The sequence below is a fragment of the Achromobacter sp. genome (genome assembly GCF_057314935.1).
In genome coordinates this window covers 1-8,596 of sequence record NZ_DBHKZA010000135.1, presented here as the reverse complement: position 1 = coordinate 8,596, position 8,596 = coordinate 1, and the positions used below count along the sequence as shown (strand labels likewise).

The following is an 8,596-nucleotide window of genomic DNA, read 5'->3' as shown; positions in this document are numbered from 1 at the left end:
GCGCCCTGGTGCCGGGCGTGCCGCTCGCGCCCGTGGCCGGCGACGACCTGGCCGATCGCCTGGGCCTGCGGCACTACCCGGCGCTGATCACGGCCACCGGCATCGAGCAATGAAGCCATGTCAGGCAAACAGCCGGTCGAGGTTCTGCTACGCCCAGCGGTGGAGCTATACACCGTCGCGGCGTGTGCAGGCGCCGCGTTTCTGTGCCTGGTGGCCCCATGGTCGCTCGCGCTGAGCCCGGCCATGGGCATCGGCAGCGCCTTGGCGTTCGGCGCCTACGGCGCGATCCGCTACCGCGATGCCCGCATCATCCTGCGCTACCGGCGCAACATCCGCCGTCTGCCGCGTTACGTGATGACCAGCAAGGACGTGCCGGTCAGCCAGCAGCGCCTATTCGTGGGGCGCGGCTTTCTCTGGGAGCAGAAGCACACGCATCGGCTGATGCAGACGTACCGGCCCGAGTTCCGCCGCTACGTCGAGCCGACGCCGGCCTACCGGCTGGCCAGGCGCCTGGAGGAACGGCTGGAGTTCGCGCCATTGCCGCTCTCTCGCCTGCCGAAGCTCACCGGCTGGGACGTGCCTTTCAACCCCGTGCGCCCGTTGCCGCCTGTCGGCGGCCTGCCAAGGCTGCACGGCATCGAGCCCGACGAAGTGGACGTCAGCCTGCCGCTGGGCGAGCGCGTCGGGCACTCGCTGGTGCTGGGCACCACGCGGGTGGGCAAGACGCGCCTGGCCGAATTGTTCGTCACGCAGGACATCCGCCGCAGGAATGCTGCCGGCGAGCATGAGGTCGTCATCGTCATCGACCCCAAGGGGGATGCCGATCTCTTGAAACGGATGTACGTCGAAGCCCAGCGCGCTGGCCGCGAAGGCGAGTTCTACATCTTCCACTTGGGCTGGCCGGAAATCAGCGCCCGCTACAACGCCGTGGGCCGCTTCGGTCGGATCTCGGAAGTGGCGACACGCATCGCGGGGCAGCTCTCCGGCGAAGGCAACAGCGCGGCGTTCCGCGAGTTCGCATGGCGCTTCGTGAACATCATCGCCCGCGCCCTGGTGGAACTGGGGCAGCGCCCGGACTACATGCTGATCCAGCGGCACGTCATCAACATCGACGCGCTGTTCATCGAGTACGCCCAGCACTACTTCGCCAAGACCGAGCCCAAGGCCTGGGAGGTGATCGTTCAGATCGAGGCCAAGCTCAATGAGAAGAACATCCCGCGCAACATGATCGGGCGCGAGAAGCGCGTGGTGGCGCTGGAGCAGTACCTCTCCCAGGCCCGCAACTACGACCCGGTGCTGGACGGCCTGCGCTCTGCCGTCCGCTACGACAAGACGTACTTCGACAAGATCGTCGCCAGCCTGCTGCCGCTGCTGGAGAAGCTCACCAGCGGGAAGATTTCCCAGCTTCTGGCCCCGAATTATTCCGACCTGGCCGACCCGCGCCCGATCTTCGATTGGATGCAGGTCATCCGAAAGCGCGCCGTCGTCTACGTGGGCCTGGACGCGCTGTCCGACGCCGAGGTCGCCGCAGCGGTCGGCAATTCCATGTTCTCCGACCTGGTTTCGGTCGCAGGCCACATCTACAAGCACGGGATTGACGATGGCTTGCCGGGCGCTTCAGCCGGTGCGCGCGTGCCGATCAATGTCCACGCCGACGAGTTCAACGAATTGATGGGCGATGAGTTCATCCCATTGATCAACAAGGGCGGTGGCGCAGGCCTCCAGGTCACCGCGTACACGCAGACCCTCTCGGACATCGAGGCCCGCATTGGCAACCGCGCCAAGGCCGGTCAGGTGATCGGCAACTTCAACAACCTGTTCATGCTGCGCGTGCGCGAGACCGCGACCGCTGAACTGCTGACCCGGCAACTACCGAAGGTCGAGGTCTATACGACCACCATCGTCAGCGGCGCGACCGACAGCTCGGACATTCGCGGGGCGACGGATTTCACGTCGAACACCCAGGACCGCATCAGCATGTCCAGCGTGCCGATGATCGAGCCGTCGCACGTCGTCGGCTTGCCCAAGGGCCAGTGCTTCGCGTTGTTGCAGGGTGGTCAGCTTTGGAAAGTGCGCATGCCGCTGCCGGCGCCGGACCCGGACGAGGTGATGCCGGCGGACTTGCAGCAACTGGCCGGGTACATGCGCCAGAGCTACAGCGAAGCCACGCAGTGGTGGGAGTTCACCAGTTCTCCGGCCCCGCAGGACGGGGCTTTGCCCAAGGACCTGCTGGATGAGGCTACGCCGACCGAAGCTGGCCCGGCAGCCACCGACGACAGCGCCGGCAACGAGGCCTCGTCATGAAGGACGCCGCCTCGACCGCGCAGCGGGAGCAGAACCAGCGCCAGGGCCTGATCGTCGGCACCATCACCTTGCCGTTCCGGCTGCTCGGGGTGCTGATCGGCTCGCTGCTGTTCTCGATCGTGGTCGAGTGCGTCGGCATGCACCTGTTCTGGAAGGACCAAGGCTGGCGCCACTCCCAGCAGATGTTGCAGTACGAGCTGGGGCATTTGTCCAACCATTTCACGCGCAGCGTCGTCGTGCAGGAGCCGGGCCGAACGGCGCACGAGCTGGTGGATACCGGCTACGAATGGGTGTTCGTGCGCTCGGGGCTGCTGGAGCGCATGAGCCAGACCGCCGAGCGCGCCCGCGCGCCCAGCCATGGGCAGACCCGCAACTTCCGGTACTACATCAGCCAGGTCTATGTCTGGACCGAGAGCTACCTGATCGCTGCGGCCTTCACGACGCTCACTTTCCTGGTGCGCCTGCTGGTCCTGGTGCTCACGCTGCCGCTGATCTTCACCGCGGCATTCGTCGGTCTGATCGACGGCCTGGTACGGCGGGACGTGCGCCGGTTCGGCGCGGGCCGGGAATCCGGTTTCATCTACCACCGGGCGAAGGCGAGCCTGATGCCGCTGGCCGTGTTGCCGTGGGTCACGTACCTGGCCTTGCCGATCTCGGTGCATCCACTCCTGATCCTGCTGCCGAGCGCCGCCTTGCTGGGACTGGCCGTGAGCCTGACCGCAGGCAGCTTCAAGAAGTACCTCTAGACCATCAATCCGGTCATCCGCAGGTTCCTATTGTTTGCGGCCTAAAAGCCCCTCGTTGCCCACGATCAACCCATTGCTGATCACACAGGAATGGCGCGATGTTGGCTCCGATCTGGCAGCGCGCCGCGCATCGCGGCGTGCCCACTTTTTTCGTGACGGCCCTCCTGCTGGGCCAGTCCCCGATGACATTGGCCGAGCCCCCCGCGCAGCGCCAGGAGCTGGTCGCCGCGCTGCGTCAACTCGACGCGCTGGAGCGCACCGTCACCAACAGCGCCGCGCATGCCCCCATCCAGCCGGGCGAGCGCTACCACTTCGATTACCCGCGGCTGCTGGCTGACTTGGCGCGCGTGCGCGCCGGCATCCAGGCCCACCTCACACCGTCGCGTGCCCAGCCGCGCGACCCCGCTGAACTGGCTGGCGACTACCGCACCGAGCGGACCGTCGCTCCATCGCCGACGACCGCGGAGGCCAAGCCATGAACGGCGCCCAGGTCTCGGCATTTCAAGCCAACAGCGGCATCGCGCCTTCGGCGATGGCGACCGTCCTGGTCGGCGCCGTGTTCGCGGTGCTCCTCGTCTGGGGCGTCTGGGCCATCCGAACGGCCTACGTGGGGTGGTCCGAGAGCCGCCTCAACCAGCGCCAGTTCCTCGGCGTCTGCATTCGCTTCGTCGCGATGTACCTCGTTCTGAGTTTCTTCCTTCTGTCCTGACCTGAAAGGCCCGACCATGCACAACCGCAACCTCACTTCCCGTTTTGCCCAGCGCGCCGCCGTGGCCCTGGGCGCCGCCGCGCTGCCCGCGCTGTCGTTCGCGCAAGGTCTGCCGCAATTGGAGAACCCCACGCGCGGCACCGGCAACGGCATCATGGAGACCATCCGCAACTACGGCTACGACATCATCATGCTCGTGGCCCTGCTGGTGGTGGCGTCGATGTTCATCGGCGTCTGCTACCACGCCTACGGGACCTACGCGGAGATCCACACCGGCCGCAAGACGTGGGGCCAGTTCGGCCTCACGGTCGCCATCGGCGCCGTGCTGCTCGTGATCGGCATCTGGCTGCTCACCGAAGCCACCGGCATCCTGTAAGGCGAGGCTGGTATGTCCGAGCAGCAGCACGTCCGTGCGGACGGGACGGTCACGTTCCTTCCGCACCGGCTCAACCGCCATCCCGTTGTTGTGCGCGGCCTCACCGCCGACGAGCTGTGGATCTGCTGCGGCCTGTCCGGCGCCGCCGGCCTGCTGGTCGGTGCGCCGCTGTCCTGGGTGTTCCGCACGATCGCGCTCGCGCCCACGTTCGTCGTGCTGGGCGTGGCCTTCGGCGTCTTCATCGGGGGCGGCATCCTGCGTCGCCTCAAGCGCGGGCGCCCCGACACCTGGCTGTACCGGCAACTGCAATGGCGCATCGCCACGCGCCATCCACTGATGGCGGGATGGGTAGGCGGCCACGTGCTGATCTCGCGCTCCGGCTTCTGGTCCACCCGAAGGTCTGTTGCAAGGGGGGCACGATGAGCCGCTTCAAGAACGAGATCACCCACCTGCAGGCGCACATCAAGACGCTTCGCCTGGGGGCCGGCGCGCTGGTCATCGTCGCCCTGGTCATGGGCGGCGGCTGGTGGAGCGCGCCGCGCGACCTGACCATCCACGTCCCGCCCGACCTGCGCTCCGGCAGTACCCGCAAGTGGTGGGAAGTGCCGCCCGAATCGGTCTATGCGTTCACGTTCTACGTGTTCCAGACCCTCAACCGCTGGCCGACCAACGGCGAAGAGGACTACGCGCGCAACCTCCACACGCTCTCGCCGTACCTCACCCCGTCCTGCCAGGCCTTCCTGCGGGCGGACTACGACTATCGCCGCAGCACGGGCGAGCTGCGCCAGCGCGTGCGCGGTATCTACGAAATCCCCGGCCGCGGCTACGGCGACGACCCCACGGCGCGCGTGCGCGTGGTCTCCGACCGCGACTGGGTGGTGACGCTCGACATCACCGCCGACGAGTACTACGGCGCCGAGCAGGTCAAGCGCGCGCTCGTGCGCTACCCGGTGAAGGTCACGCGGGTGGACGTTGATCCCGCCCGCAACCCGTTCGGCCTGGCGCTGGACTGCTACGACGGTGCCCCCCAGCGCATCAGCGCCCCGGAGCCGACGCGCCCGGCGCCTGGCGGCCTGTCTCCGCAAGCGCCCCAAGGAGGAAACACCCCATGAAGCATCCTGTATTCACGCTGCTTGGGCTGTTAGCCGTGGCTGCCTCGGCCACCATGCCCGCCGCTGTCCAGGCGGTCGAAATTCTGCGCTGGGAACGCATGCCGCTCGCGGTGCCGCTGAGGGTGGGCCAAGAGCGCATCGTGTTCATCGACCGGAACGTCCGCGTGGGCGTGCCTGCGGGCGCGGGCGAACGCCTGCGCGTGCAGAGCGCGGGCGGCGCGGTGTACCTGCGCGCCAGCGAACCGATCGAGCCCACGCGGCTGCAACTGCAGGACGCCGACACGGGCGCGCTGATCCTGCTCGACATCGCGGCCGAGCCGCCCAAGGACGGCGAGGCCGAGCTGGAGCCGGTGCGCATCGTCGAGGGCAGCAGCACCCCGGCGCGCTACGGCGATCAGGCAGGCGGTGCCGATGAGGCCCCGGCACGCGCCCAGGATCAGACAGGCGCTCAAGCGGCGCGGCGCGAAACCCCCGTGCCGGTCGTCCTGACGCGCTTCGCTGCGCAGAACCTCTATGCGCCGCTGCGCACCGTGGAGCCGCTGCCGGGTGTCATGCGGGTCAACCTGCGCCGTGACCTCGACCTCGGCACGCTGATGCCGACGCTGCCGGTGCGCGCGGTCGCGCTCGCGTCGTGGCGTCTGGAAGACCAGTGGGTCACTGCCGTGCGCTTGACCAACACCGGCGCGGGCAGGATCACGCTCGACCCGCGCGTGCTGCAAGGCGACTTCCTCACCGCCACCTTCCAGCACGAGGCGCTCGGCCCGCGCGGAACGCCCGAGGACACGACCGTCCTGTACCTGGTGACGCGAGGGCACGGCCTGGCGCAGTCGCTGCTGCCGGCGATCCACCGCTTCGACCCGGCCGTGCATCTGCCGCAACCGGAAGCTGAAGCCGGCGACGGCAAGGAGGCCCGCCATGCGCAGTAACGGCTTGCTCAAGTGGCTGATGATCCCGGTCGCCTTGCTAGTGCTGTTCGTCGCCATCCGGTTGTTTTCGGGTGGAAGCTCGTCGGCGCCGCTCGCCCCGGATGCCGGCGCCAAGCTCACACCCGAGGAAATGAAGGCGTTGGGCATCGAAGGCGATACCCCCCGCGATACAGTGGCAACGCTCGTCGCCCAGGTAAAGCAGTTGCGCACCGAGCTTCAGACCGCGCTGACCGACAACAAGTCGCAGCGCGAGGAAAACCAGCGGCTGCGCCAGCGGGAGAACTCCATTGATCAGCGCATCAATTCGGCCCTCGAATCCGAGCGCTCCAACCTGCGCCGCGACCAGGAACAGGCGGCCAGCGCGCGCCAGCAGACCGAAGGGCTGCTCGCCGACCTGCAGCGGCGTCTGGACAGCATCGGCGGGCGCGGCGGCGGCCATGCCGATCTGCCCGTGGGCCTGGGGCTGCGCGATGGCGACGAGGCCGACATGGAAGGCGGCATGCGCTGGGTCGAACCGGACGACGCGAAGAAGGCCGAGGGACGCAACGGCAGTCGTGGCACGGGCAGCGGCATGAGCTTCCCGACGAGCTTCGGCCCGGCGCAAAGCACGCTGGAAACGACCGCGGAAACCGTGGCGAACGCCGGCGCACGTGCGGCAGGCGTCAAGAGCGCCAAGCCGGTCTATACCGTGCCAACCAACTCAACGCTGATGGGGTCGGTCGCGATGACCGCGCTGATCGGTCGTGTGCCGATCGACGGGACGGTGAACGATCCGTACCCCTTCAAGGTGCTGGTCGGCCCGGACAACCTCACGGCCAACGGGATTGATATTCCCGACGTGGCCGGCGCCGTGTTCAGCGGAACCGCATCGGGTGACTGGACGCTCTCGTGCGTGCGCGGCCAGGTACGCAGCATCACCTTCGTCTTCAACGACGGCACGATCCGCACCATCCCCGAAGACCGCGAAGGCAACCAGCAGAACAACCAGCAGCGCGACGGCCTGGGCTGGATCAGCGATCCGCACGGCATCCCCTGCGTCAGTGGCGAACGGCGCAGCAACGCCCAGCAGTACCTCGGCTCGCAGGCCCTGATCACGGCGGCCGGTGCCGGCGTGGCCTCGCTCATCGAGAGCGACAGCGGCCGCATGTCCTACGTCGGCTCGGACGGCGCCATCGGCACCGTGGGCATCAGCGGCAAGGAAGCAGTCGGCCAGATCCTCGCGGGCGGCGTCCGGGACATGTCGGCCTGGGTCAACAAGCTCTACGGCCAGGCCTTCGCCTCCGTCTATGTCCAGCCTGGTGCCAAGGTTGCCGTCCACCTCGAAAAGCCGCTGGCCATCGATCACGACCCCGAAGGCCGGCGCGTCGATCACCGTGCAGGAGAAAGCCATGCGCTCGAACTCGATTAAGGGCCTCGCGCTGGCCGCGGCCGTCGCCGTGCTCGGCGGTTGCGCCACCAGCAAGGAAGAACTGCTGACCCATAGCGACCGCACCATGATGGACATCTGGCAGCAGGAAACGGGTGGCGGCGGCAGTGGCACCGGCCAGGTCGCGCGCCGGCAGTTGCTCGACGCGCGCCAGAGCCTGCGCCGGCCGCTGACCGACGCCGATGTGCAGGCTGCGCCCGTCGAGCAGATGCGCTACACGCGCTTGGCGCGCAACGAGGTTTATCGCCAGTTCCAGCGCCTGCCCAACCCCGATCTCGTCATGTATGTGTACCCGCACCTAGCGGGCACGGACCCCGTGCCGGTTCCGGGCTACACGACGGTCTTCCCGCTGTACCAGCGCGTGCAGTACGCCATGCCCGGTGAACGGCTGGAGGACTATTGATGCGCTGGAAACTTCCCTGGCCGAAGCTGGCCGCATCCGGCACCGGCGACGAAGAGAAGCCGGACGGCTGGCAGCGCCACGTCGAGGCCTTGCGCCAGGCCGGCGTCCCTGAACCCGGCGCAGCGGTCCAGGGCCGCAGGCCGGCGACGGTAGCCGACGAGCAGGCGCTGTACGACGTCGCGCCGTCGTTCGCGGAACTGCTGCCTTGGGTGGAGTTCTTGCCGCAGTCGAAGTCCATGCTGCTGGAGGATGGGCAGTCGGTCGCTGCCTTCTACGAGCTGGTGCCGCTGGGCACCGAGGGGCGGGAGCCCGGCTGGCTCGCGCATGCCCGCGATGCCTTGGAGAACGCGCTCCAGGACTCGTTCGATGAGCTGGACGAGAACCCCTGGGTGCTCCAGCTCTACGCCCAGGACGAGCCCAGCTTCGACCAGTACATGCAGACCCTGCGCGACTATGTGCAGCCGCGCGCCCGCGATACTGCGTTCACCGAGTTCTACCTGCGCTTCTTCGGCCACCATCTGCGCGCGGTCGCCAAGCCGGGCGGCCTGTTCGAGGACACGGTGGTCACGCGGCTGCGCTGGCGCGGCCAGACGC

12 protein-coding genes are annotated in these 8,596 nt (G+C 68.0%); all 12 read left to right on the top strand.

What is annotated here, in order from left to right; all coding sequences use genetic code 11:
• Positions 1-113 (top strand): DUF2859 domain-containing protein (locus tag ACO6D5_RS28535; RefSeq protein WP_116806073.1); only part of this gene is annotated, 113 nt, incomplete at its 5' end.
• A 4-nt stretch (positions 114-117) separates the two neighbouring features.
• Entirely contained in the window at positions 118-2,304 is a 2,187-nt protein-coding gene (traD, locus tag ACO6D5_RS28530; RefSeq protein WP_485827246.1) for a type IV conjugative transfer system coupling protein TraD, read from the top strand.
• Positions 2,301-3,050: a TIGR03747 family integrating conjugative element membrane protein gene (locus ACO6D5_RS28525; RefSeq protein ID WP_017640428.1), complete on the top strand. Its 750-nt coding sequence runs from the start codon at positions 2,301-2,303 to the stop codon at positions 3,048-3,050. Before traD ends, ACO6D5_RS28525 begins: the two co-directional genes overlap by 4 nt.
• A gap of 98 nt (positions 3,051-3,148) precedes the next feature.
• Positions 3,149-3,529, top strand: coding sequence for an integrative conjugative element protein, RAQPRD family (locus tag ACO6D5_RS28520; protein ID WP_017640429.1), 381 nt, complete (start codon positions 3,149-3,151; stop codon positions 3,527-3,529).
• Positions 3,526-3,759 (top strand): TIGR03758 family integrating conjugative element protein, encoded by a 234-nt coding sequence (locus ACO6D5_RS28515; protein WP_003821106.1) that lies wholly within the window; start codon positions 3,526-3,528, stop codon positions 3,757-3,759. Before ACO6D5_RS28520 ends, ACO6D5_RS28515 begins: the two co-directional genes overlap by 4 nt.
• A gap of 16 nt (positions 3,760-3,775) precedes the next feature.
• Positions 3,776-4,135: a TIGR03745 family integrating conjugative element membrane protein gene (locus tag ACO6D5_RS28510; protein WP_003090173.1), complete on the top strand. Its 360-nt coding sequence runs from the start codon at positions 3,776-3,778 to the stop codon at positions 4,133-4,135.
• 12 nt (positions 4,136-4,147) lie between these two features.
• A complete protein-coding gene (locus ACO6D5_RS28505) occupies positions 4,148-4,558 on the top strand; it encodes a TIGR03750 family conjugal transfer protein (RefSeq protein ID WP_485827245.1) in 411 nt (136 codons plus the stop codon).
• Positions 4,555-5,247, top strand: a complete 693-nt coding sequence (locus tag ACO6D5_RS28500) for a PFL_4703 family integrating conjugative element protein (protein ID WP_033448786.1) — start codon at positions 4,555-4,557, stop codon at positions 5,245-5,247. Before ACO6D5_RS28505 ends, ACO6D5_RS28500 begins: the two co-directional genes overlap by 4 nt.
• Positions 5,244-6,173: a TIGR03749 family integrating conjugative element protein gene (locus ACO6D5_RS28495; protein ID WP_017640432.1), complete on the top strand. Its 930-nt coding sequence runs from the start codon at positions 5,244-5,246 to the stop codon at positions 6,171-6,173. Before ACO6D5_RS28500 ends, ACO6D5_RS28495 begins: the two co-directional genes overlap by 4 nt.
• The gene (locus ACO6D5_RS28490; RefSeq protein ID WP_047219621.1) at positions 6,163-7,581 is read left to right on the top strand and encodes a TIGR03752 family integrating conjugative element protein; all 1,419 of its coding nucleotides are present in this window, start codon (positions 6,163-6,165) and stop codon (positions 7,579-7,581) included. The genes ACO6D5_RS28495 and ACO6D5_RS28490 overlap by 11 nt, the downstream gene beginning before the upstream one ends.
• Complete coding sequence (locus tag ACO6D5_RS28485) at positions 7,562-8,002, top strand: TIGR03751 family conjugal transfer lipoprotein (protein WP_017640434.1); 441 nt, start codon at positions 7,562-7,564, stop codon at positions 8,000-8,002. The genes ACO6D5_RS28490 and ACO6D5_RS28485 overlap by 20 nt, the downstream gene beginning before the upstream one ends.
• Positions 8,002-8,596: TraC family protein (locus ACO6D5_RS28480; RefSeq protein WP_485827244.1), on the top strand; the 595-nt coding region annotated here is incomplete at its 3' end. The genes ACO6D5_RS28485 and ACO6D5_RS28480, both read left to right, overlap by 1 nt.